The following is a 22,687-nucleotide window of genomic DNA, read 5'->3' as shown; positions in this document are numbered from 1 at the left end:
AGGTAATTATAAAGTAATTCCAATGGTATGGAGTCGAAGGGCTAGTAGCTAGATCGTTCATGATTAATAGCTTGGTGGCTTATATTTTGGGTGTCAATTAATCGGTAACAGTTAATCTTAGCGACACGTCTTTTCGACTGGAGCACCGCGGAATGGAGAAATCTATTTAGTCTAAAGCCTTAGTCTTAATGTGATTAATTAAGCTATGCGTTTATGGCAATCAATTATTAAACAATGAACCAATGACCAATGAACCAATGGACTAATGAACCAAAAAAGGATTAACTTTCTCCAGCGCAAAATCCAATTGTTCTTGCTGTGTAAGATCGGTATTGTCTAAAATAATGGCATCATCGGCCCTAACCAACGGACTTTCTTTACGGGTGGTATCGGCGTAATCTCGATGGGCAAGGTTTTCAAACACTTCTTCTAAAGTAGTTGCATTATTGCCCTTACTTTCCAGTTCTTTAAACCTGCGTTCGGCCCTGATTTTCGGGTCAGCGGTCATAAAGAATTTTACAGGAGCATCAGGGAAAACGGTGGTGCCGATATCGCGCCCATCCATTACAATGTTTTTCGATTTACCCATGCGTTGCTGTTGTTTCACCATTTCATGGCGAACAATTTTATGAGCAGAAACCTCGCTTACATTTTCTGAAACCGGCATTAAACGGATTTCATCAGAAACTTCTTCACCATTGAGGGTAATATGCGATTCGTAATCACGGGAGTGGAAATTCAGTTCAATGTGCTGTAAAGCATCAACAACTTTAGCATCATCAGCAACATCAATATTATTCCTTAAGAAATATAGGGTTACGGCACGGTACATTGCTCCGCTATCTACATAAATGAAACCTAATTTTTTAGCCAGTGCTTTCGCTAATGTACTTTTTCCGCAAGATGAATAGCCATCTATTGCTATTACCAGGTTTTTCTTCATCGTAGCGCAAAGGTAAAAAATAGAAACAGAATGCTGAATTTTTTTAAGATAGATTATAAACAAGGTATTGCTAAAACATTGATTTGCTGGATGTGTTTTTTGTTAAATTCCAAATTATTACTTTTGCGGCATGTTACCTACAAGAGAAGAAATTTTACGTTCTGTTACTTTCAAAACTTCCAGAAGTGGGGGCAAAGGTGGACAGAATGTCAATAAAGTTTCGAGTAAAGTAGAACTCATTTTTAATATTGATGCCTTTGAGCATTTCAACGACGAGGAAAAAACACTGTTAAATGAAAAACTTCAAAACCGTTTAGATTCTGAAGGACTCTTGCATATTGTTTCGCAAGAGGATAGGAGCCAACTGCTTAATAAAGAGAAAACAATTGCAAAACTGATCGATTTATTGAAACGGTCACTAACCGTTCAGAAAAAAAGAAAGCCAACCAAAATTCCCAAAGGCGTTATCGAAAAGCGGCTAAAAAATAAAGCATCAACAGCTGAAAAGAAGAAAAACAGGAAAGTAATTGACCTATAATGATTTATGGTTGTACTGTTGCTATCTTTTAATTGTTTTGATTTGCCTTTTTATAAACCACATTCAAATACCAGGATTTGTTGTGTACGTGGCACCAAAATTGACACTGGTGAGCACACACAAATAATTAAACCAAATGAAAAGAACTATTTTAGCGCTGGCCTTTATGGCTACACTTGCTGCTTGCAAGAAAAATCCAGAAGAAATTCCAAATCCTGTTCCTGAAGAAAAATTATCCCCTGACATTGCTTATTTGGTTAAGGGAGCAACCCAAGATACTCAACCTGTATATCCACCATCTGCAACCTTCAATTTTTTAGGGTTCGGATATGATGTTACAGATAAGTTTAATGATCTGGCTTCTGTAAGAGGCAATGTAGTCGATATTTCTGCTTATGATGCCGACAGAGCATATAACGTTGTTTTTATAAGAGGTACACAATCTTCGTGGAGGACTATTCAGGCTGAAAGTGCCGTTGATTTATCAACAAAATTCTCTAATTCATATAACGCAACCAAGGGCTTAAAACTCTTTGGAAATACCATTAATCAGGTATTTCCAGGAACGAATGCTACTAATAAAAAATATGTTTACGGGCACTATTCGTATTACATGATCTGGAAGGTATATAAGTTTTATTACGACCAGTCGGTCAATAAATTTTTAACAGCAGATTTTAAGAGAGATATTACTTTATTATCTGCTCAGGAACTTGTTAGTAAATATGGAACACATGTTTTAACAAACATAAAAATAGGTTCTAAATTTGACGTTGTTTACCAGGCAGAAGCACCTCAGAACGAGAGACGGGGGGCGATTATTATGGAAGGATTACGTTATACGTTGAAAAGGACATTAGGCTTGCCTACCGGCTACCTGGATGAGCCTATCCTACGCAATTTAAATGATAATACTTCTGCCCAGATCTATTATAGTTCAACAGGAGGTGATATTAGCAAATTAAAGCCCGAAACCATAAATGACAGAGTTATTGTGAACCTTAACAATTGGGTTGCTTCTACTACAGAGGATAAAGCAACTTTTATAGGCGCTTCGGATGATGGTTTGACCCCACTATATAACTTTATTGATGATGCAGCTAAAAAAGCTGAAGTAAAAGCTTACCTCGATCAGTACTATGCCGCAAAGGTGGTTAAACTGACAAACTAAATAGATACAATAAAGGGCAATTTAATTGCCCTTTATTGTATAACCTATTCCCTCAAATCCATAATAAATTTAAGGCCTGATTTCTATTTTAGTTCCAATATTTACAGCATAAAACAATTCATCTACTTCATTGTTGGTTAGTGCCATACAGCCATTTGTCCAATCGAAAAATCGTTGAAACTTGCCAATAAAGCCTAATTTATTTCGAATTCCATGTATTTTAATATCGCCACCAGGTAATTTATCCAGGGCTTTAGCTTTGGCAATATCTTCTTTATTTGGATAAGATACTCCAAGGTTTTTATGGTAGCCGCTATTTGGGTTTTTCGCGTTGATAATATAAAATCCTTCTGGTGTTTTTTCGTCACCTTCAAATTCCTTATGGCCAACCGGGCTATCGCCTAAAGAAATTTTGTATGTTTTAATTAGCTTGTGTTTCGCGTAAGCCAATAGCTGCCGATCAGATTTTTTTACAATAATGTAATCAATTTCGGTATTTGTGGGTAGTTTTTGTTCGGGATATAAATTGTAAATAGCCGCACCGATTATGAAAAACGAAATGATAAACAGGATTATTTTTTTCATATGTCGCAAATTCTCAATAAATCTTTTAAATGGTTAGCAGCTGGCGATTTCAGTTAGCAATGAAATATCTAACCATAAAACAATATTAACAATTATCTAACTCTTCCCAAACCTGTAATATAAACTCAAACCACCATAATTCTGCGCTTTGGCCACACTTTTAACCTCCTTCGTTTTAAAAATCACATTAAAATCAGCTGTAAATCGCTTCGAACTATAATTTACACCAAATTGTTGTTCAAAAACGATTGGCTTTACACCAAATGTTACCGGACTATTGTTATTGAAAAGGCTTCCCTGTATGGTGGCATCATAGGCAACAAAGTTTAACTGCGGTTTAACGTAAAAGAAAAACTCTGAGTTGTTCAGGCTTTTTGTTTTCGAATTTCCAATTACCGCATTATGGTAAGCACTATTGAACAATTGATTGATTTTACCTGCCCTAAATAAAACAGAGGCGCCTAGCCCTGAAAAAGTGCTGCCTAAATTGGCATAACCCTGTGCGCTGATATCCACAATTGGATCTTCAGGTCTAAAAAGTAGTTTACTATAGTTTGCGGCAAGGTTTACAGCCAGTTCATTCTTGATCTGGTAATCCCATCCTGCAGGAGTATAAAAACCTACTGTTTTATGGAGAAAACGCTGTGCAGTTTGAGCGAGTGAGTTGGGTCCAACCGTTCCCAATTCTATACTTGTTTTTAAAACACTTTCGTTTTTGTAGAAAACCGAATAAGCGCCACCGGCGTAAAGGTAACCTGCAAAAGGCCTGTCCTGATCTGCTTTATTCGGTACCTGGCCCCAATAGGGCGTATACATTTTTTGTCCGGCAGAGATTTCGTAGGTCTTTTTTTCTATTTTATCTGAAAGCTTTTCTGTATCGATGGCCCTGCGGAAGTAGATAAATAGTCCATTCGTGTAGTATCTGTCGTTTAAAGTTGCCAGATAAGCATCATTTTCGGTTTTAAAACCAAATTCGTTTTTAAAAGACTGGGCAAAACCGGTTGATACAACCAAACAAAAAACTAGCGCAAATAAAAGTGATTTCATAAAAAAGTCCCGATCATTATCGGGACTATAAAAGTATTTATTGTAATTGGATTTTTGATCGTTCTCTGTTAAAAGATTATAAATTAGTTTACAATCGGCGCAATTTTAATACTTAAATCTAAAGGCTTTTTTACTTTGTTTTTCGTTAATGCCAAATCAATTACTTCGCTCATTTCGGTTACATAATGAAAAGTTAAATCCTTGATATAACTTTCCTTAATTTCTAAAATGTCTTTGCGGTTGCTCTTGCAAAGAATAATTTCTTTGATGTTGGCCCTTTTGGCAGCCAGGATTTTTTCTTTGATACCACCTACAGGAAGTACTTTTCCGCGTAAAGTAATCTCGCCAGTCATAGCTAAATGCTGTTTTACCTTACGTTGGGTAAAGGCTGAAGTTAAGGCCGTAAGCATTGTTACCCCAGCCGATGGACCATCTTTAGGCGTAGCGCCTGCCGGAACGTGTACGTGTACATCCCAATTATCAAATAAAGTATAATCGATGCCAAATTCTGCAGCATGTGCACGTAAATAAGCCAGTGCAATCACCGCCGATTCTTTCATTACATCACCCAGGTTACCGGTTAAGGTCAATTTTCCTTTTCCAGGACTTAAACTTGATTCGATGAACAAAATGTCACCACCAACACTTGTCCAGGCTAAACCTGTTACCACCCCGGCCACTTCATTGCCCTCGTACAAATCTTTATCGTAAATAGGAGCGCCTAAAATACGCTCCACATCATCGTTGGTTAAATTTGCTTCATAAGTTTCTTCCATGGCAATTTTTGTCGCCACACCACGCACCAACGAACCTATTTTTTTCTCCAAACCACGTACGCCCGATTCTCTGGTGTAATCTTCTATTACTTTTTCAATCAGGGCAGGTTTAATGGCAATATCTTTAGTTTGCAAACCATGATTTTCTTTCTGTTTAGGCAACAGGTATTTTTTGGCAATCTCTATTTTTTCTTCAATGGTATATCCATTCACTTCAATAATTTCCATACGGTCTAATAAAGCAGGCTGTATGGTACTTAAAGAGTTTGCTGTAGCAATAAACAGGATGTTCGATAAGTCGTAATCTACCTCTACATAGTGATCGTAAAAGGCATTGTTCTGTTCGGGATCTAAAACCTCCAGCAAAGCTGATGAAGGATCGCCACGGTGATCAGTACCTACTTTATCAATCTCATCCAGAACAAAAACAGGATTGTCTGCCCCGGCTTTTTTAATGGATGAAATAATACGACCTGGCATGGCACCGATATAGGTTTTACGGTGTCCACGAATTTCTGCTTCATCACGGATACCGCCTAAAGCCATGCGCACATACTTACGGCCTAACGCTTTTGCAATTGATTTTCCCAAAGATGTTTTACCCACTCCCGGAGGGCCAACCAAACACAAAATCGGCGCTTTCATATTGCGTTTTAGTTTCAGTACAGCCAGGTATTCGATAATACGCTGCTTTACTTTTTCTAAACCAAAATGGTCTTTATCTAAAATGCGCTGTGCTCTTTTTAGGTCGAAATTATCTTTTGTAAATTCGTTCCAAGGTAAATCCAAAAGTAATTCCAGGTAGTTTAACTGTACCGAATAATCAGGTGCAGCCGGATTCATTCTACCTAATTTATCTATTTCTTTATCAAAATGATCAGCAACGGCCTGTGTCCATTTTTTCTTTTTAGCCCTTTCCTGTAAAGCGTCGAATTCTAAATCTGCAGAATTACCGCCAAGTTCTTCCTGGATGGTTTTTAGCTGTTGGTTTAAGAAATAATCGCGTTGTTGTTTATCTAAATCGGTACGCACTTTAGATTGGATCTGATTTCTCAGTTCCAGCATCTGCAGTTCTACCATTAAAAGTTCCATTACCTTTTGCGCTCTTTCCTGCAATTTATCCATTTCAAGGATTTTTTGCTTATCGGCCATTTCGGCATTCATATTGGATGAAATGAAATTGATCAAAAATGAATTGCTCTCAATGTTTTTTAGTGCAATACTGGCTTCGCTTGGAATGTTTGGTGAAAGCTGAATAATCTGCGCAGACATTTCGCGTATAGAAGCGATCAAGGCTTTAAACTCTTTATCAGCCTTATGCTTTTGTTCTACAAATTTTTTAACAACTGCTTTAATGTAAGGCTCGTTCTGCACCTCTTCAATTAAGCTGAATCGTTGTTTACCCTGGATAATAACGGTCGTATTTCCATCAGGCATCTGCAATAGTTTAATGATATTGGCAACCGTACCCACAGTATTAAGCTGGTCAAAAGTAGGATCTTCAATAGAAACATCCTTTTGAGAGACCACCCCAATAATCTTATTTCCCTTGTAGGCTTCTTTAATCAACTTAATCGATTTGTCTCTTCCCACGGTAATAGGGATAACTACTCCGGGAAATAAAACGGTATTCCGCAAAGGCAATATAGCCAAGGTTTCTGGCGTCTCCTCATTGTTCATTTCCTCTTCGTCCTGTTGAGACATTAAAGGGAAAAACTCTGTATCCTCATTTATAATTGGCATTGCTGTTTGGAAATCAAATATATCTTGTTTACTCATTATCACATTTTCCGCTAACGACAAACTGGCAGTTTAGTCGTATTTAATTTGTTTAATTTTGGTATTCACTTCATAAATTCAACTCTTGTGCCAAAATGAAAATAATATTAATGATATGTTAAAAAGGCAGTGTAATATAAATATTTTCGCGAATATCATATAAAGCATTTTTTAACGTTTAAGCTAATGTTTAGGGCAACTTGTTTTTAATCAAAGAAAATTAAAAACTTTTAAATTATCAGAATAGGATTATATTGCAAAAAAATTCTCCTATAAATTCTGTTAGGGGTCAGATTTGTTACACTTATTACTCATACATGGACTATTTTAAAAAAGTGATTTTAGGGTTAATGATTTTTACATCAACGGGTAGTTTCGCGCAGACCAATTACGAAAGAAGCATGCAGGCCATGATGAAAGGTGATTATAAAACCGCGGCTATGCAATTAGAAAAAGCTGACGCCAAAACCCCTGATAATGCACGCGTGCTCCAAATGCTTGGATATTCTTACTTTCAAAATCACGAATACGAAAAATGTATTGCCACTTACAGCCGATTATTAAATATTAAGCCTACTGAGGTTTCGGCATATTATTACCGAGGTATAGCGAGGTTAAAAATCGCCAACGATCCTAAAGAATCTTTAAATACCATGCGCGAAAATTTTTACCAGGCATCGCTCAAAGATTTTACGAAAGCCATTGAGATTAATGGCGATGAGGATGCGCAGATGTTTCAAAACCGCGGCTTAGCTTATAAAGATTATGCAATTTTCAGGTCTTTTAAAGCGAAGAGAAAAGAAGATAAAGCAGCCTGTATAACGCTGTTTAATAACTCTATTGCTGATTTTCAAAAGGTATTAACCTTACAGCCGTTGAGAAAAGATATTATCGATTGGGTAACTTACGATAAGGCACAGATTGCAAGCCTTAAATAAATCCGCCCTCTAAAATAAAAAAATGGGACCTGATCTATTCGGGTTTTTTTTTTTTTATTTCAGTTTTCCAACAACGGCGTATTTTTTATTCTTTAGCAATCTGATTTTCTGTTGTTTTTTGATTTCATATAAGCTATCAGGGCAATAAGTTAAAGTATCCTGAGACTGATATAAGATATTTTTATTATCGATAATAATCTCTATTTTACCTGCTTTTTTACCTTTCCAGGTGATGGAAATCTTTTTAATCGGAATTTTTTTATGATCGGAAGTATAAATTTCTACTCCGTTTTGTTCTGTTGTTTTGAAACTTCCCTTCCATGATGTTTTATTGATATCGGCGTTAACAAAAATGTCCAGTTCCTTTGACCAGTCAGCAATTTTGTAGCTTTTGCTTTCTACCTCACCATTTACACTTACGGTTTTATTTACAATAGGGTTTAGTTTTTGCAAACGCGAAATTTCTTTTTTGAAATATCCTTTTATATCGAAATACAATAAATCAGTATTTGCCTGAGCTTCTTTCCGCTGGTTGCAGGAAAACAATGCCAAGGCAAATACCGGGATAAAAAGTTTTTTGATCATTATATTAAAACGTTTCCTGTCATTTCTGCTGGAATAGCCACGCCTAATATTTTTAGAATAGTAGGGGCAATGTCGCCTAATTTACCGTTAGCAATGGTTTTATAATCTTGATCAATTAAAATGCAAGGAACCAGGTTAGTTGTATGTGCAGTATTAACAGATCCATCAGCATTCACCATAAATTCGGAGTTTCCATGATCTGCTAAAAGAATGAACGAATAACCATTTTCCAAACCTTTGTTCACTACAGTTTCGGCACATTTATCTGCAGTTTCTACTGCTTTTACCACAGCCTCAAAAACACCTGTATGTCCCACCATATCCGGATTGGCAAAGTTTAAGCAGATAAAATCAGCCCATCCTGTTTCCATTTCTTTGGTAATGGCATCAGTTATGCCTGCAGCGCTCATTTCTGGTTGAAGATCATAAGTAGCTACTTTTGGTGAAGGGATTAAAATGCGCTTCTCATTTTCAAATTCAGCCTCTCTACCGCCAGAAAAGAAAAAAGTTACGTGTGGGTATTTTTCGGTTTCAGCAATACGGATCTGATTTTTATTGTTATTGGCCAATACTTCCCCGATGGTTTGGGTTAAATCATCTTTGGTGAAGATTACATTTACCTTTTCAAAACTCTCGTCGTAAGTAGTCATGGTCACATAGTACAAAGACAGTTTATGCATTTGCTGCTCCGGGAAATCTTTTTGGGTTAAAGCTGTGGTAATCTCACGCCCTCTGTCTGTACGGAAATTGAAACAAATCACCACATCATCATTTTGAATGGTCGCTACAGGAGTACCATCATCTTGTGTTAATACGATCGGTTTTAAAAACTCATCGGTAATGCCATCTGCATACGATTTTTTGATTGCAGCTAAAGCATCTTGTGTTTTTTCGCCAACGCCATTAACCATTACATCATACGCTTGTTTCACACGTTCCCAACGGTTATCGCGGTCCATTGCATAGTAACGGCCAACCATAGTAGCCAGTTTAGCATTAGAATTTTGTATGTGGTTTTCAAGGTCAGTAATAAAACCCAGACCAGAGTTTGGATCTGTATCACGACCATCCAAAAACGCATGTATAAAAGCATTTGGTACATTTGCTTCATTTGCGGCATCACATAAAGCTTTTAAGTGTTCGATGTGTGCATGTACACCTCCATTAGAAACCAGACCGATAAAATGAACTGCTTTATTATGCTGCTTGGCATAATCAAATGCACTTACTAACACAGGATTATGATGCAATTCTCTGTCAGTAATCGATTTGTTGATTCTTCCAAGCTCCTGGTATACTACTCTGCCGGCACCTAAGTTCATGTGGCCAACTTCTGAGTTTCCCATCTGTCCGGCGGGTAAGCCTACTGCTTCGCCAGATGCCTCAAGTTTAGAATTTGGGTATTTCTGTAATAAAGAATCGAAAAAAGGGGTGTTGGCAGCATATGCAGCATCAGAATTATCTTGTTTTCCGTAGCCCCAACCATCCAGGATTATAAGCGCGAGTTTTTTATCGTTTACCATTTTTATTGTAAAATTTATTGATCTATATCAAAACATTTTCATGTATACCATGTTATTGTTTTGTTTATATCGCAAATATAACTTTATTGAAGCTTATACAAATTAAGAAATCCTTTTTTTGATATGCTAATGGCATAATTTTAGCTATAGGGTTCTGTATAAAATACAGAAATGATCCGAAGCTTACTTTTACTCATAATTAGTTTATCGTCATTATATCACCCTACAGCCCTTCAGGCAGATATAATTGATGATTTATCTTCGTATTTTAAGGCTGGCAACTCAAAAGAAATTGCCAAAGATTTTGCATCAACTATCGAACTGATCATTATTGATGAAGAAGATGTATACTCAAAAGCACAGGGTGAACAGATTTTGAGAGATTTTTTCATCAAACATCCTCCAGTAAAAACAAGTATTTTTCATAAAATCAATACCAATCCAAATTACCGTTTTGGGGTAATTATTTTGAGTACTGCTAAAGAAACCTTCCGGGTTTCTATTACCATGAAAAAATTCAATACCAGTTTTTCTATTACCGAATTGAGGATAGAGCCTGCAAAGGATTAGGGGTTTTCGCTATCTGCTTGATTTTAGAAGCTTTCTAATGTTAGCCTAAATTAGATCTACCAGTCACATTAACCTTTCAGGAAATTGCCTGCTAACAAATAATTCTTATTTTTGCGGCATTAAAATCTATATTTTGGATACTAAACTTATACATCAATTCATAAAAAATGCCCTTACCGAAGATGTTGGTGACGGAGATCATACGTCACTTTCTACCATTCCGCAAGGAACGCAGGGGAAAGCGAAACTGATTATCAAAGAAGATGGCATTTTAGCTGGGGTTGAATTGGCCATTGAAATATTTAAGGAGGTTGATCCCAGCCTGAAAGTTGATGTATTGTTACAAGATGGTGCTGCGGTTAAATTCGGGGATATTGCCTTAACGGTTGACGGAAGCACACATGCTATTTTAATAGCCGAACGATTGGTATTAAACTGCATGCAACGTATGAGTGGCATTGCGACTAAGACTCATCGTATTGTATCAATGTTAAAAACGACTAAAACCAAGATTTTAGATACCCGTAAAACAACCCCTGGCTTACGTTATTTAGAAAAATGGGCAGTAAGGATTGGTGGAGGGGTAAACCACCGCATAGGTTTATATGATATGATCCTGATTAAAGATAATCATGTAGATTATGCAGGAGGGATTTCAAACGCGATTACAGCTGCTCAAAAATATCTTGCAGATCAGAATAAATCACTTCAAATCGAAATTGAAGTGCGGAACCTGGAAGAATTGGCGCAGGTTTTAGCCGTTGGTGGTGTAGACCGCATTATGCTTGATAATTTTAGTTTCGAAAACCTAAAGACCGCAGTTGCATTAATCGACGGGAAATTTATTACGGAGGCTTCCGGCGGAATTACGGAAGAGAATGTTTCAGAATATGCAGCTTGTGGAGTAGATTTTATTTCGATGGGCGCGCTCACACATTCTGTGAAAAGCCTGGATATGAGTTTAAAAGCATACTAAATTGATTTGCTATAAAATTAAAAGCTTATTTTTTGTAACATTGTAGGCTATGGTTACGGTTTATTCTCTCAGCGCGCTATTAATTGCCTACCTTTTTGGATCTATTCCAACAGCTGTATGGCTTGGTCAGGCCTTTTATGGTGTTGATGTAAGAGAATATGGAAGTGGCAACGCTGGTGCGACCAATACTTTTAGGGTATTGGGCAAAAAAGCTGGAATTGCCGTGATGATTATTGATATTGCCAAAGGATACACGGCAACCAATCTGGCCTATTTGATCGGGATGTCGGTAACCGGACCACAAAATTCAGTTGTTTTCGTTAACTATCAGCTTGCCTTGGGGGTAACGGCCGTAATGGGGCATTTGTTCCCTGTTTTTGCCGGTTTTAGAGGCGGAAAAGGTGTAGCTACTCTTTTTGGAATGATTTTGGCAGTTAACTTTGAAGCATCTATGCTTTGCGTTCTGGTTTTTGTGGTGGTACTGCTGTTAACTAAATACGTTTCATTAAGTTCTATCTGTGCAGGATTTACGTTTCCGTTAAGTGTGGTTTTCCTGTTTCAGGTTTCCATCAAATCCGAAGTGCTTTACGGCATGGTGGTTTGTGTTTTAATCCTGGTAACGCACCAAAAAAATCTCGAAAGATTGCTGAAAGGCAAAGAATCAAAAGTGTATTTGTTTAAGAAGAAAACTAATTAATTAACAAAACACATTTCTTTAAAACTTATTTATAGGCTTACTGTTTAATCATCGGCTTTGCCTATTAGTTTTACTAACCGTTTAAAATCGCATTTATGAAAAAATTATTTTTAGCAGCGAGTGTTGCTGGGATTTTATTGTTTAACTCATGTTCTACTGTTCCTTTAACAGGCCGTAGTCGATTTGATCTGGTAAGTAACGACCAGGTTTTGCCAATGGCATTCCAAGCCTATAGTACCTTTTTAACAGAAAACAAATCAGCTGTTTTACCTGCTTCAAATGCGCAGGCTTTGAAAGTTAAAACCGTTGGAAGCCGGTTAATTACCGCTGTAAAATCGTATATGAACAGCAACAACTATGGTAATCTGATTGCTGATTATCAATGGGAAGTTAATGTAGTACAAAACAATGAAAAAAATGCATGGTGTATGCCAGGAGGTAAGATTGTGGTGTATACTGGTATTTTGCCGGTTACCCAGGATGATGCTGGCTTAGCTACTGTTATGGGGCATGAGATTGCCCATGCTATTGCAGGCCATTCGGCAGAACGCATGTCGCAAGAAATGGTAGCTCAGGGGGTTGGCGCTGCAGCAGGTGTGGCGCTGTCGAAAAATCCGAAAACACAATCTATTTTTAATACATTATATGGCGTAGGTACACCAGTTGCGATGCTGAAATTCAGCCGTAACCAGGAGTTGGAGGCTGACCGTTTGGGCTTGATTTTTATGGCCATGGCCGGATATAATCCACAAAACGCTACTGCCTTTTGGAATAGAATGTCAGCTGCATCTGCCGGAGCGCAAAAACCTGCTGAATTTTTAAGTACCCACCCAAGCGATGCTACACGTATTGCACAGATTCAAAAATATTTGCCTGAAGCACAACAGTATTATAAGAAGTAAGGTAGAGGGCATGAAGGTTGAAAGGTGGAAGGTTATGCATGATGAAACTCTCCACCTTTTTCTCATATCTGGTCTTAGCGTCCCGCTAAGACCTTTTTGTTTTAAGAATTCTTTACTGCGTTCGGAATGACAGACTCTTTTATTTAATTTTAAGTCGTAGCGAGACGCTACAACTAGTATGAGTTGAAAGGTGGAAGGATTATGCAAGAGGCAGAATCTTTCCACCTTTTTTATCGTCACCCTGATCTGATAGTTATCGGATTTATTTCAGGGTCTTTTCTGTTAAGATTCTGAAATAAATTCAGAATGACGGATCGCTTAGGACAATTGAACTCATATCTGGTCTTAGCGTCCCGTTAAGACCTTTTTTGTTTTAAGAATTTCTTCACTGCGTTCAGAATGACAAGATTTTTTTAGATATTGATTAAGTCGCAGCGGGACGCTACAACTAGGATGGGATTCTGAAATAAATTCAGAATGATGGATGACTTAGCACAATTGAACTAATGACTAATGAACAAATGGCTAACGAATTAACCGCCTAAAACCTTTAGAATTGCACTCGCTTTTAACAAACATTCTTCATATTCTGAAATGGCATTACTTTGGTAGGTAATGGCTCCTCCAACCTGGAATGATAAATATTTGGATTCAGCATTGTATAAGATGCTCCTGATCACTACATTAAAATCGAAATCTCCATCCGGACTAATGCAGCCAAAAGATCCGGAATAAATTCCCCTTTTGGTCACTTCGTATTCTTCGATCAATTTCATGGCTTTAACCTTTGGGGCACCTGTCATGGAACCCATAGGGAAGGTGTTTTTTATGGCATCGATAAAATGGATTTCTGGATTTAATTCACAGCTAACGGTAGAAATCATTTGGTGGACCTGTGGAAAGCTGTAGATGCCAAATAATTCGTCAACTTTAACTGAGCCCTTAACAGCCGATTTAGTGAGGTCGTGGCGTACCAGGTCAACAATCATTACATTTTCCGCCTGCTCTTTAATGTTATTTCTGAGCTGTAGTTTTATAGCATTATCTTCTTTAGGATCAGAACTTCTTTTTGCAGTGCCTTTAATAGGCTGTGAGGTCAGTTTCGATCCGCGTTTGCATAAAAATCTTTCTGGTGTGGCAGATAAAATATATTGGTCATGAACTTTAAAATAACCTGCAAATGGCATGGGAGAAATATGATTTAAGGCTTCAAAAGTATGAATAGGATCTATTTCGGCATTTTCTGCAAAAAACTCCTGACAAAAATTGATCTCATAAATATCACCTCTATGGATGTGGTTCCTTAAAGCTTCAACTTTAGTTATGTATTGATCTTTAGATAATCTTTGAAAGATCTGTACGGCTTTAGATTGTTGTCTATCGTCAAAAGAGAAAGACTCAATTTCTCCTAAAATTGATTGGTCACCAAGGATGATTTCAGCTTTACCATCTTTAAAAGCAATGAGGTATTTTGGGACAAAAAAATATAAATCCGGGAAGTTTAAACCGTCGGGATTATTAGATTGAAGATCTTCTATTCCGTTTTTTAAATCGTAGCTGAAATAGCCGAAAACCCATTGTTTGTGCTTAGCATAAAAATTTTTTAACTGATCAAAACCATTGCCTGTCGAGTATTGTAGTTCGTCACGTACATCTGCAGCGATAATGAAATCGTAAACAGAATAAGCATTTTTATAATCGTTTGAATCTAAAAAGCAACTGACTTCGAACTGGTTGGCCCAGTGTAATGCTTTTCGTTTAAAATCAGATATGTTTTGAATGGTTTTCAAGCTGCCGCAAAGGTAAAAATCACAGCGATAATTGTAAGAAATTAATTTTTATCTTTTGGAATTATGGTTAGCATCGTAAAATTAGTGTTTTTTAGGATTCATTTTGGTATGCCTAACCCTTAATATTCTTATTATCTGATTTTCGTTTCGATAGGATATCCTAAAATGATGTTTTTCAAAAGCACGGTATGTCCCGTCGTTATCTTTTTTATATTGATCAATCTTATGTTTTTCAGGATACTGAACTATATTTTCTACTGCTTGGGTTAAATCATTTATTACCTTTATTGCATTTTGGACGGATTCTTGGCTAATGTGATTATAGATTTCTTTTAATTGGTTTTTGGCTTGCTTAGTCCAGACAATTTCAAGATGTTTGGTTACCAACTTTTAATCTCATTTAATAATTCATCGTGAGAAATATAATCGCCATTTTTGAACTCATGCTCTGCGGCTAAAAGCTCATTATTATAGACTTCAATGGTAACGTTTGAATTTTCTTTTTTCCCTTTTATAAACGCTTTAAGCATTTTAACTACAGAAGTTTTTTCGGCATCATCTAGCTGGGTAAAATAATTTAGCATTTCGCTTTCTAAGATAGTTGCCATAATCAAAGTGTTTGTACTCAAAAATAACTAAATTGCAGATGAAAAACAAACTTTTGAAATTAAGTTACTATCTCAATTGGCAATGAGTTGGCAACTTTCTGGCGCTATTGCTATTAAACTTGAAAACTCTTGAAAAAAAAAGCAATCCGCTATGGATTGCCTTTTTTTAATTGATCGTCACCCTGATCCGATAGCTATAGGATGTATTTCAGGGTCTATTAGTGTTAATAGAGTAAATGGATGCTGAAATAAATTCAGCATGACGAATCTAATTTTTTAACGTAATGCTAAAGTTTGTGCTCTATCCGGACCAACGGAAAGGAATTTGATCGGCACTTCCAGTTCTTTTTCCAAAAATGCAATATATTCAGTCAATTTAGCGGGGATTTCGTCTACGGAAGTGATTTTAGTTACATCTGTAGCCCAACCATCAATTGCTTTTAATACTGGTTTTGGTTCAATAGAGATGATATCATAAGGCATGTAATCGATGGTTTCGCCATTATACTCGTAGTGGGTACAAGCATAAATGGTATCGAATGTATCTAAAACATCGGCTTTCATCATAATTAATTCGGTTACACCGTTTAACATGATGGCATACTTTAAAGCAGGAAGATCAATCCAGCCACAACGACGGGCACGACCTGTAGTTGCACCAAATTCGTGACCTAATGCGCGTAGGTTTTCACCAACCTCATTATCTAATTCGGTAGGGAAAGGGCCGCCACCAACACGTGTACAATATGCTTTGAAGATACCATAAACAGCACCTACTTTATTAGGCGCAATACCTAAACCGGTACAGGCACCTGCTGTTGTGGTGTTGCTTGATGTTACAAAAGGATATGAACCGAAATCAACGTCTAATAACGTTCCTTGTGCGCCTTCTGCTAAAACAGCTTTTCCTTCTTTTAAGAAACCATTCACATAATGTTCGCTATCTACATGAGGAATGGTTTTCAGGAATTCGATGGCTTCAAAAAATGATGCTTCTTTCTCAGCCAATTCATATTCAAAACCTTCATAGTGAGAAAGGATTTCGGTATGTTTTTCTACCAGTTTGGCATAACGCTCTTTGAAATCTGGTAGTGTGGTATCGCCAACACGTAAACCGTTACGGCCGGTTTTATCCATATACGTTGGACCAATACCTTTTAAGGTTGATCCAATTTTATTTTTACCCATGCGTGCTTCGTTAGCTGCATCCAATAATTGGTGGGTGGGTAAAATTAAGTGTGCTTTACGGGCAATCACCAATTTGCCATCGGCAATTGGATCATGACCAGCTTTTTTTAAATTATCTAACTCTCTTTTTAGGATAATAGGGTCGATTACTACACCATTACCGATCAGATTCATGGTTTTTTCGTTGAAAATTCCTGATGGAATAGTGTTTAAAACGAATTTTTTGCCATCAAACTCTAAAGTATGTCCGGCATTTGGGCCACCCTGAAAACGGGCGATAAGATCATATTTTGGACTTAGTACATCAACGATTTTTCCCTTTCCTTCATCGCCCCATTGAAGGCCGAGAAGTACATCTACTTGCGTCATTATTTAATAAATTAAGCTGGTTTTATTTGTATTTTGATTTAATTTTGTTTGATTTTTTCGACTGTTGCTGCACTTTCACTTACTTTTCTAGCCATGCTGCAATCAGAGCAGAAGCCATAAAGATTTAACGAATGGTGTTTAACATCGAATTTTAGAAGATCGCCAACCATGGTTTGGATCTGGTGGATGCGGGGATCGCAGAATTCTACTACTTTACCGCACTCGATACAGATCACATGATCGTGCTGGCGGTAACCGTAAGATTTTTCGAATTGTGCCATGTTTTTACCAAACTGGTGCTTGGTAACCAGGTCGCATGAAACCAATAATTCCAGCGTGTTGTAAACCGTAGCACGACTAACGCGGTACTTTTGGTTTTTCATGTGGATATATAGGGTTTCTACATCAAAGTGGTCGTTTCTTGAATATATTTCTTCCAATATAGCGAAACGCTCTGGTGTTTTACGTAGATTTTTGTTTTCTAAATAAGCCTCAAAAATCTTGCGAACGAGCTCATTTGTTTTTTGTTCAGACATAGTTTTTAAACTCCATTCAAAGGTAGGTAATTAGTTTGATTGTTCGAGTGTTAGATTGTTTAAATGTTGTAATAAGTCGGAAAGTCGGCGGTCGGGAGTCAGAAGTTTAGTGCCTAAAATTGCATGTTTTCTGGACTAGAAATCCTGACTTCCGGCTTCGGAATCCCGACTTTCGGACTATCTAAGCATCAAACCTTGTTACTCCGGTTACGCCCCTAACTTTTAATAAGTTTTTAATCAGGTTTTCTAAGTGTTCGGTATCGTTTACAAAAATCATAATCGAACCGTCAAAAATTCCCTCATTGGTATCTACAGTAATAGAGCGCATATTCACTTTAAAATCGGTAGAAATAACGCGTGTGATGTTATTGATTAAGCCTACATCATCAATACCCACAATGCGTAAGCCAGTTAAGAAAGTTAATTCCTGTTGTTTGTTCCATTTAGCTTTAACCACGCGATAGCCATAATTGGCCATTAACTGTGCTGCATTGGGGCAATTGGTACGGTGTATTTTTATGCCTTCGCTCACAGTAATAAATCCAAAAACATCATCGCCAGGTATTGGGTTACAACAAGCTGCCAACGTATAATCAATACGCTGCATATCTTCACCAATGAGTAAAATATCAGATTCGCCGCCCTTAATCTTACTCTTTATTCCATCAACAGAAAGATTTTCCGGTCGTTCCGGACTACTACGATTCTCAACTTCTTTTCCACTTGATAAGTACTCTTTAATATCTTTCAGCTCTATTTTACCGAGGGCAACATTTACAAAAAGTTCTTGTGTAGAAGGTAGTTTAAAGAAATAGCTTAGTTTTTGAATGTTTTCGGTGTTGTAGGTGATTTTAAGCGATTTCAGCTTCCTTTCTAAAATCTCCTTGCCATTTTCGGCAATTTTCCGCTTTTCTTCTTTTAACGATGATTTAATTTTCGACTTGGCTTTGGCCGTAACCACTACGTTTAGCCAATCTTCTTTAGGCGTTTGCTTACTCGATGTAATAATTTCTACCTGATCGCCATTTTGAAGTTTATATGAAATAGGAACCAGCTTGTGGTTAACCTTGGCACCAATACAGGTTGCACCAACATCAGTATGGATCTCGAAAGCAAAATCCAATGCGGTAGCGCCTAAAGGCAACTGGATCAGGGCACCTTTTGGCGTGAAAATAAAAATCTCATCTGAGAAAAGATTCATTTTAAAGTCATCGAGAAAATCCAAAGCATTAGCTTCAGGATTATTCAACATCTCGCGTACTTTCTGGATCCACTGATCAAGACCGTTATCGTTGCTCGATTCTTTATATTTCCAATGCGCAGCAAAACCTTTTTCTGCAATTTCATTCATGCGCTGCGTACGGATCTGTACTTCCACCCATTGTCCGCGTGGCCCCATAACCGTGGTATGCAAGCTTTCGTAGCCATTCCCTTTTGGTGATGACACCCAATCGCGTAAACGATCTGGATTTGGGCGGTATAAATCAGTTACGATGGAATATGCTTTCCAGCAATCGGCCTTTTCATTTTCCGGAGCAGAATCCAAAATAATCCGGATGGCAAAAAGATCATAAACTTCCTCAAATGGGATGTTTTTCTTTTTCATCTTATTCCAAATGGAATGGATAGATTTAGGCCTGCCATAAACATCGGCTACTAACCCTTGCTCATGCACAATCTCATCAATAGGTTCTACGAATTTTTTGATGAAGAGTGCACGTTCAGCTTTTTTCTCGTTTAATTTTTTTGCGATGAATTTATAGGTGTCAGGATCAAGATATTTCATCGAAAGATCCTCTAACTCTGATTTTATGGCATACAAACCTAAACGGTGGGCGAGCGGGGCGTAAAGGTAAATAGTTTCTGAAGCGATTTTAAGCTGCTTGTGGCGGGGCATAAAATCCATTGTACGCATATTGTGCAAACGATCAGCAAGTTTAATCAGGATCACCCTTACATCGTCTGCCAGGGTAAGCAACATCTTACGGAAATTCTCTGCCTGTAATGAGCTATTGGTATCAAAAACACCCGAAATTTTGGTTAAACCATCGATAATTTTAGCGGTTTTTTTGCCAAATTCGCGTTCAATATCTTCTAAAGTAATATCGGTATCTTCTACCACATCATGCAATAGCGCACAAACAATGGAGGTCGTTCCCAGTCCAATTTCTTCGGCTGCAATTTGCGCAACGGCGATAGGGTGGTAAATATAGGGTTCGCCAGATTTCCGGCGCATATCTTTATGGCTTTCGAGTGCCATGTCAAAAGCTTTGCGGATTTCTTTTTTATCGCCCTTTTGTAAAGTAGATTTGCTTGCCCGTAATAATGCCCTATATCTTTTTAGAATTTCTTGCTTTTCCGCCTCTAAATCAATCACTAACTCTGTTTTCATTTGTATTTTTTGCGTAAAAAAATGCGTCTTATTTATGAATAAAACTTATATTAGTTCTGTGAAACAACTAATATATGAAATAACACCTAACTTTGTAAAAGTATAAATTTATGAAATTTAAAGGGCTCTTTTTTCTTTGTATTGTAATGATTTATGGTGTTTCACTGCGGGCGCAGGAACCAACTGCCCCTGTATTCCCTAAATTAGGAAAAAGCGATACGATAAAAGTAGCCTCTACCAACGATAATGGAGTGATGATTCCATGGATGCAACTGAATGAAGTTAACATTTATGCAGCCAGGATCTGGAAATCACCCGCTGAGCAGGCAGCTTATAACCGTTTACGGTACAATGTATTGAAGGTAATGCCTTATGCTTTGTTTGCAAAACGCCGTTATGAACAACTTGAGCAGGATTTAGCCAGAACGCCAGAAAAAAAAGAACAAAAACAATTGGTTAAACAATGTGATAAAGAAATAAAAGACATGTTTAACCGTGAAATAAAAGAGTTGACGATTACTCAGGGCCAGATTTTAACGAAACTGATCGATCGTGAAGTGGGCAGAACAACATATGATATTGTAAAACAAACTAAAGGGGGTTTTGCGGCATTTTCTTATCAAATTGTTGCCCGGGTAGTTGGACATAATCTAAAAAGCACTTATGATCCGAATACAGATAGAGATATAGAATCTATTATCCGTACTTCAGGATTTTATCAATAATATATCATGCAGGAGCGCACCCCAAATATTTATTCGTTTAAGGTTAAGAAAGTTAATGGCGAAGAACAGCCCTTATCTGCTTTTCAGAACAAAGTTGTCTTAATCGTAAATACCGCGTCAGAATGTGGTCTAACACCACAGTTGACGGAATTACAGCAACTTAAAGACGAGATTAACAATCCTGATTTCGAAATCCTGGGTTTTCCTGCTAATGATTTCGGAAAGCAGGAACCTTTGGAAGGATCAGATATTACATCTTTCTGTGAGATTAACCACGGTGTAAAGTTTCCGGTTTTTGATAAAATTATCGTTCGCGGGGAAAATGCTCACCCACTTTATCAGTTCCTGAGCGATAAAAAACAAAATGCAAAATTAAGTTCGAAGCCACGATGGAATTTTCATAAATACCTCGTAAACAAAAATGGCGAGCTGGAAGATTATTTCTTACCGTTTACTAAGCCATTAAATTCGAAAATCAAAAAGAAAATTCAGCAATTGCTGAATCAAAATACCCAATAATAAAATCAATGAAGTTAGATATTTTAGTAATAGCTGTACATCCTGATGATGCAGAGCTTTGCTGTTCAGGTACTATTTTAAAACATATTGCCCTCGGTAAAAAAGTGGGCATTGTAGACTTAACCAGAGGTGAACTCGGTACAAGGGGTACAGCAGAAACAAGAGACGGAGAAGCGGCAGATTCAGCTAAAATTTTAGGTTTGCATATCCGCGAAAATCTGAGATTGAGGGATGGATTTTTTCAGAACGATGAATTTCACCGTTTAGAAGTGATCAAAGTGATTAGAAAATATCAACCAGAAATTATTTTGAGCAACGCGCTTGAAGACCGTCACCCCGACCATGGAAGGGCTGGCGACTTGGTTTACGATTCTGTTTTTCTATCAGGTTTACAAAAAATAGAAACATCAATGGATGGGGTTCTGCAAGAAGCACATCGCCCTAGATTGTTATTGCAATTTATTCAAGATCGATATTTAAAGCCTGATATTATTGTGGATATATCTGATCATATGGATAAAAAGATCGAATCGATCCAGGCTTTTAAAACACAGTTTTATAATCCAGATGTTGAAGGTCAAGAAACCTATATCTCTTCCCCTGAGTTTTTTGAAAGCGTAATTGGACGTTCAAGAGAATTTGGTAAAAGCATTGGTGCCACTTTTGGCGAAGGTTTTACTTCGCGGAAATTATTGGGCGTAGATAGTTTGTTTGATTTAAGGTAGGTCTTTTTTTAACCGCAAAGCTCGCAGAGAAAGGTGCAAAGGGCGCCAAGCTGGACACATTTTTCTTGATTTGTTTAAACTTCAATGCCCTCTGTGGAAAAACTGAAATAATGCTTTGATCTTAACCACAGAGACTCACAAAGAAAGGCACGGAGAGCACCGAGCTGGGTACATTTTTTAATGACTTGAAACCTCAAATGTCTTTGTGGAAAAAGTTTTGCGCCCTTAGCGGTTAATTCTCTGTGTTCCTCAGTGTAAACCTCAGCGCCCTCTGTGGAAAAACTGAAATATGCTTTGATCTTAACCACAGAGACTCACAAAGAAAGGCACAGAGAGCACCGAGCTCGGTACATTTTTTAATGACTCGAAACCTCAAATGTCTTTGTAGAAAAAGTTTTGCGCCCTTAGCAGTTAATTCTCTGTGTTCCTCTGTGCAAACCTCAGCGCCCTCTGTGGAAAAACTGAAATAATGCTTTGCGTTTCTTTGCGGAGAAACTTTGCGCCCTTTGCGGTTATTTTGACATTCCAACAAGACAGCCCTTCGTTTGTTATTCTCAAAACGAATAATAATGGCGAATATATTTTCTTCTCTCAAAAACGCTTACCATCTTTTTAAACATGTAGCTTTCGACAAGCTAGAAGCTTTATCGAAAAAGGTTGATTACCACAGAGACTCACAAAGAAAGGCACAAAGAGCACCGAGCTGGGTACATTTTTTAATGACTTGAAACCTCAAATGTCTTTGTGGAAAAAGTTTTGCGCCCTTAGCAGTTTAAATCTCTGTGTTCCTCAGTGTAAACCTCAG

The 22,687-nt window shown here is 37.5% G+C and carries 22 protein-coding genes; 10 read left to right on the top strand and 12 right to left on the bottom strand.

The annotated features are described in order from the left end of the window. Positions 1-262: 262 nt before the first annotated feature. On the bottom strand, positions 263-943 hold the full coding sequence (cmk, locus tag BLR60_RS12550) for a (d)CMP kinase (RefSeq protein WP_090500288.1): 681 nt from the start codon (positions 941-943) through the stop codon (positions 263-265). A gap of 130 nt (positions 944-1,073) precedes the next feature. On the opposite strand from cmk, the gene arfB reads away from it, so the two are divergent. After that, positions 1,074-1,481, top strand: coding sequence for an alternative ribosome rescue aminoacyl-tRNA hydrolase ArfB (gene arfB / locus BLR60_RS12545; RefSeq protein WP_090500286.1), 408 nt, complete (start codon positions 1,074-1,076; stop codon positions 1,479-1,481). A 136-nt stretch (positions 1,482-1,617) separates the two neighbouring features. Further along, a complete protein-coding gene (locus tag BLR60_RS12540) occupies positions 1,618-2,652 on the top strand; it encodes an MAC/perforin domain-containing protein (protein WP_090500284.1) in 1,035 nt (344 codons plus the stop codon). Between the two features lie 69 nt (positions 2,653-2,721). Here BLR60_RS12540 and BLR60_RS12535 read toward each other — a convergent pair whose 3' ends face one another. From BLR60_RS12535 to lon, 3 genes are all read right to left on the bottom strand, one after another. Continuing rightward, on the bottom strand, positions 2,722-3,237 hold the full coding sequence (locus tag BLR60_RS12535) for a L,D-transpeptidase family protein (protein WP_090500282.1): 516 nt from the start codon (positions 3,235-3,237) through the stop codon (positions 2,722-2,724). A gap of 96 nt (positions 3,238-3,333) precedes the next feature. Next, positions 3,334-4,284, bottom strand: coding sequence for a lipid A deacylase LpxR family protein (locus BLR60_RS12530; RefSeq protein ID WP_090500280.1), 951 nt, complete (start codon positions 4,282-4,284; stop codon positions 3,334-3,336). Positions 4,285-4,367: 83 nt separating this feature from the next. Then, positions 4,368-6,839: an endopeptidase La gene (gene lon / locus BLR60_RS12525; RefSeq protein ID WP_090500278.1), complete on the bottom strand. Its 2,472-nt coding sequence runs from the start codon at positions 6,837-6,839 to the stop codon at positions 4,368-4,370. 317 nt (positions 6,840-7,156) lie between these two features. Between lon and BLR60_RS12520 the strand changes: the two genes are divergently transcribed. Continuing rightward, positions 7,157-7,777: a tetratricopeptide repeat protein gene (locus BLR60_RS12520; protein WP_090500276.1), complete on the top strand. Its 621-nt coding sequence runs from the start codon at positions 7,157-7,159 to the stop codon at positions 7,775-7,777. A gap of 54 nt (positions 7,778-7,831) precedes the next feature. On the opposite strand, the gene BLR60_RS12515 is transcribed toward BLR60_RS12520, so the two are convergent. Continuing rightward, positions 7,832-8,362: a hypothetical protein gene (locus BLR60_RS12515; protein ID WP_090500274.1), complete on the bottom strand. Its 531-nt coding sequence runs from the start codon at positions 8,360-8,362 to the stop codon at positions 7,832-7,834. Continuing rightward, complete coding sequence (gene gpmI / locus BLR60_RS12510) at positions 8,362-9,885, bottom strand: 2,3-bisphosphoglycerate-independent phosphoglycerate mutase (protein WP_090500273.1); 1,524 nt, start codon at positions 9,883-9,885, stop codon at positions 8,362-8,364. The genes BLR60_RS12515 and gpmI overlap by 1 nt, the downstream gene beginning before the upstream one ends. A 171-nt stretch (positions 9,886-10,056) precedes the next feature. Between gpmI and BLR60_RS12505 the strand changes: the two genes are divergently transcribed. The 4 genes from BLR60_RS12505 to BLR60_RS12490 all read left to right on the top strand — a co-directional run bounded on the left by BLR60_RS12505 (position 10,057) and on the right by BLR60_RS12490 (position 13,030). Beyond that, a complete protein-coding gene (locus tag BLR60_RS12505; protein WP_090500272.1) occupies positions 10,057-10,455 on the top strand; it encodes a DUF4783 domain-containing protein in 399 nt (132 codons plus the stop codon). A gap of 133 nt (positions 10,456-10,588) precedes the next feature. Then, a complete protein-coding gene (nadC, locus tag BLR60_RS12500; protein ID WP_090500271.1) occupies positions 10,589-11,431 on the top strand; it encodes a carboxylating nicotinate-nucleotide diphosphorylase in 843 nt (280 codons plus the stop codon). A gap of 49 nt (positions 11,432-11,480) precedes the next feature. Continuing rightward, complete coding sequence (gene plsY, locus BLR60_RS12495; protein ID WP_090500270.1) at positions 11,481-12,128, top strand: glycerol-3-phosphate 1-O-acyltransferase PlsY; 648 nt, start codon at positions 11,481-11,483, stop codon at positions 12,126-12,128. Between the two features lie 95 nt (positions 12,129-12,223). Next, the gene (locus BLR60_RS12490; RefSeq protein ID WP_090500269.1) at positions 12,224-13,030 is read left to right on the top strand and encodes a M48 family metallopeptidase; all 807 of its coding nucleotides are present in this window, start codon (positions 12,224-12,226) and stop codon (positions 13,028-13,030) included. 533 nt (positions 13,031-13,563) lie between these two features. Here the strand turns inward: BLR60_RS12490 and BLR60_RS12485 are convergent. From BLR60_RS12485 to BLR60_RS12460, 6 genes are all read right to left on the bottom strand, one after another. Then, positions 13,564-14,820, bottom strand: a complete 1,257-nt coding sequence (locus BLR60_RS12485) for an anthranilate synthase component I family protein (protein WP_090500268.1) — start codon at positions 14,818-14,820, stop codon at positions 13,564-13,566. Positions 14,821-14,901: 81 nt separating this feature from the next. Further along, positions 14,902-15,207: a type II toxin-antitoxin system RelE/ParE family toxin gene (locus BLR60_RS12480; protein ID WP_090500267.1), complete on the bottom strand. Its 306-nt coding sequence runs from the start codon at positions 15,205-15,207 to the stop codon at positions 14,902-14,904. Continuing rightward, entirely contained in the window at positions 15,201-15,428 is a 228-nt protein-coding gene (locus BLR60_RS12475) for a hypothetical protein (protein WP_090500265.1), read from the bottom strand. Before BLR60_RS12475 ends, BLR60_RS12480 begins: the two co-directional genes overlap by 7 nt. A 276-nt stretch (positions 15,429-15,704) precedes the next feature. Next, entirely contained in the window at positions 15,705-16,985 is a 1,281-nt protein-coding gene (locus BLR60_RS12470; protein WP_090500263.1) for an adenylosuccinate synthase, read from the bottom strand. A gap of 38 nt (positions 16,986-17,023) precedes the next feature. After that, complete coding sequence (locus BLR60_RS12465) at positions 17,024-17,521, bottom strand: Fur family transcriptional regulator (protein WP_090500261.1); 498 nt, start codon at positions 17,519-17,521, stop codon at positions 17,024-17,026. A gap of 181 nt (positions 17,522-17,702) precedes the next feature. Further along, positions 17,703-19,913 (bottom strand): RelA/SpoT family protein, encoded by a 2,211-nt coding sequence (locus BLR60_RS12460; protein WP_090500260.1) that lies wholly within the window; start codon positions 19,911-19,913, stop codon positions 17,703-17,705. Between the two features lie 110 nt (positions 19,914-20,023). Between BLR60_RS12460 and BLR60_RS12455 the strand changes: the two genes are divergently transcribed. The 3 genes from BLR60_RS12455 to bshB1 are packed head-to-tail and all read left to right on the top strand — an operon-like array spanning position 20,024 to position 21,882. Continuing rightward, on the top strand, positions 20,024-20,638 hold the full coding sequence (locus BLR60_RS12455; RefSeq protein ID WP_090500258.1) for a DUF4294 domain-containing protein: 615 nt from the start codon (positions 20,024-20,026) through the stop codon (positions 20,636-20,638). A 6-nt stretch (positions 20,639-20,644) separates the two neighbouring features. Then, positions 20,645-21,157: a glutathione peroxidase gene (locus BLR60_RS12450; RefSeq protein ID WP_090500256.1), complete on the top strand. Its 513-nt coding sequence runs from the start codon at positions 20,645-20,647 to the stop codon at positions 21,155-21,157. An 8-nt stretch (positions 21,158-21,165) separates the two neighbouring features. Further along, positions 21,166-21,882, top strand: a complete 717-nt coding sequence (bshB1, locus tag BLR60_RS12445; RefSeq protein ID WP_090500254.1) for a bacillithiol biosynthesis deacetylase BshB1 — start codon at positions 21,166-21,168, stop codon at positions 21,880-21,882. Positions 21,883-22,687 lie beyond the last annotated feature (805 nt).

This window comes from Pedobacter terrae, from assembly GCF_900100705.1.
GTDB lineage: Bacteria > Bacteroidota > Bacteroidia > Sphingobacteriales > Sphingobacteriaceae > Pedobacter > Pedobacter terrae.
This window is presented reverse-complemented; position numbering and strand designations above follow the sequence as displayed.

Bases quoted from the DNA above. Each gene is read 5' to 3' on its own strand.
- BLR60_RS12475 (WP_090500265.1), bottom strand. From the start codon at position 15,428: ATGGCAACTATCTTAGAAAGCGAAATGCTAAATTATTTTACCCAGCTA.
- BLR60_RS12450 (WP_090500256.1), top strand. From the start codon at position 20,645: ATGCAGGAGCGCACCCCAAATATTTATTCGTTTAAGGTTAAGAAAGTT.
- BLR60_RS12490 (WP_090500269.1), top strand. From the start codon at position 12,224: ATGAAAAAATTATTTTTAGCAGCGAGTGTTGCTGGGATTTTATTGTTT.
- BLR60_RS12530 (WP_090500280.1), bottom strand. From the start codon at position 4,284: ATGAAATCACTTTTATTTGCGCTAGTTTTTTGTTTGGTTGTATCAACC.
- BLR60_RS12515 (WP_090500274.1), bottom strand. From the start codon at position 8,362: ATGATCAAAAAACTTTTTATCCCGGTATTTGCCTTGGCATTGTTTTCC.
- gpmI (WP_090500273.1), bottom strand. From the start codon at position 9,885: ATGGTAAACGATAAAAAACTCGCGCTTATAATCCTGGATGGTTGGGGC.
- BLR60_RS12460 (WP_090500260.1), bottom strand. From the start codon at position 19,913: ATGAAAACAGAGTTAGTGATTGATTTAGAGGCGGAAAAGCAAGAAATT.
- BLR60_RS12535 (WP_090500282.1), bottom strand. From the start codon at position 3,237: ATGAAAAAAATAATCCTGTTTATCATTTCGTTTTTCATAATCGGTGCG.
- lon (WP_090500278.1), bottom strand. From the start codon at position 6,839: ATGAGTAAACAAGATATATTTGATTTCCAAACAGCAATGCCAATTATA.
- BLR60_RS12455 (WP_090500258.1), top strand. From the start codon at position 20,024: ATGAAATTTAAAGGGCTCTTTTTTCTTTGTATTGTAATGATTTATGGT.
- bshB1 (WP_090500254.1), top strand. From the start codon at position 21,166: ATGAAGTTAGATATTTTAGTAATAGCTGTACATCCTGATGATGCAGAG.
- arfB (WP_090500286.1), top strand. From the start codon at position 1,074: ATGTTACCTACAAGAGAAGAAATTTTACGTTCTGTTACTTTCAAAACT.
- BLR60_RS12470 (WP_090500263.1), bottom strand. From the start codon at position 16,985: ATGACGCAAGTAGATGTACTTCTCGGCCTTCAATGGGGCGATGAAGGA.
- BLR60_RS12465 (WP_090500261.1), bottom strand. From the start codon at position 17,521: ATGTCTGAACAAAAAACAAATGAGCTCGTTCGCAAGATTTTTGAGGCT.
- plsY (WP_090500270.1), top strand. From the start codon at position 11,481: ATGGTTACGGTTTATTCTCTCAGCGCGCTATTAATTGCCTACCTTTTT.
- cmk (WP_090500288.1), bottom strand. From the start codon at position 943: ATGAAGAAAAACCTGGTAATAGCAATAGATGGCTATTCATCTTGCGGA.
- BLR60_RS12505 (WP_090500272.1), top strand. From the start codon at position 10,057: ATGATCCGAAGCTTACTTTTACTCATAATTAGTTTATCGTCATTATAT.
- BLR60_RS12520 (WP_090500276.1), top strand. From the start codon at position 7,157: ATGGACTATTTTAAAAAAGTGATTTTAGGGTTAATGATTTTTACATCA.
- BLR60_RS12540 (WP_090500284.1), top strand. From the start codon at position 1,618: ATGAAAAGAACTATTTTAGCGCTGGCCTTTATGGCTACACTTGCTGCT.